Origin of the sequence: Mesorhizobium sp. M7A.F.Ca.CA.004.12.1.1 (genome assembly GCF_003997835.1) — a bacterium.
Lineage (GTDB): Bacteria > Pseudomonadota > Alphaproteobacteria > Rhizobiales > Rhizobiaceae > Mesorhizobium.
Genome location: NZ_RZRK01001308.1, coordinates 1 through 955, shown reverse-complemented (window position 1 = coordinate 955; position 955 = coordinate 1). Strand labels below are relative to the sequence as shown.

Sequence of the window (955 nt, the reverse complement as noted above, 5' to 3'; positions counted from 1 at the left end):
GTCATGGCCTTCGAGGCGCGCGAGCAGTTCCGCATCCTGTTCCTCGACAAGAAGAACGCGCTGATCGCCGACGAGGTTCAGCAGACAGGCACCGTCGACCATACGCCCGTCTACCCGCGCGAGGTGGTCAGGCGCGCCCTCGAACTCTCGGCCACCGCCATCATCCTAGTCCACAATCACCCGTCGGGCGACCCCACACCCTCACGAGCCGATATCGAAATGACGAAGGAGATCATCGAGGCGGGCAAGCGGCTGGGCATCGCGGTGCACGACCACATCATCGTCGGGCGGAAGGGATATGCCAGCATGAAGGGCCTGTTGCTGATCTGACGGGCCGGGGGCATGCCAAGACCGTCCGATCAGGCCCGGGCGATCGAATGAAGTGCAGGAAATTCGCCTGCACAATCTTTTACCAAAAAATTTGAAAATTGTTCAATCTTGGAAAGAGGGCCCAAGGTCCGCTCTATCTCTGGATTAAACTTCCAATCGAGAGGAATTCTCTCTTGATTTTTAGAAGACAATTCCGTTGAGGCATCGCATTTTCGCTGCTACCGTTTTGAAACGCTTCAATTGGAACTCCGCCATTGCAACGCAAGCGCCCGACCATAGCGGATGTCGCACGAACCGCCGGTGTCTCCATCGGCACGGTTTCGAATTTCATCAATGGAACGGCAAGCCTGAAGGAAGGCACGCGCGACCGCATCGAGAAGGCGGTTGCCGCGCTGATGTATCGGCCGAGCTCCTTTGCGCGCTCACTGCCGGGCCGCGCGCCACACAGGCCAAAGAACCTCGATCACCTGCCAAGACTTCTGGTCGCCGGTAGGGTGAGTGTCGACTTCCTGTGCCGCGTCGACGTGCTGCCGCATCGCGACGACCGGATCACCGCCAGCCACATCGACAAGGCGCTGGGTGGCCCCGCAGCCAATCTCGCGGTTGCCGCCGCCGGCATCGGAGC

At 59.9% G+C, this 955-nt stretch carries 2 protein-coding genes; both read left to right on the top strand.

The annotated features are described in order from the left end of the window. On the top strand, nt 1–330 hold a 330-nt coding region (gene radC, locus EN984_RS36010; RefSeq protein ID WP_127384426.1), incomplete at its 5' end, for a DNA repair protein RadC. A 254-nt stretch (nt 331–584) separates the two neighbouring features. Then, nucleotides 585–955: LacI family DNA-binding transcriptional regulator (locus EN984_RS36005; RefSeq protein ID WP_164765986.1), on the top strand; the 371-nt coding region annotated here is incomplete at its 3' end.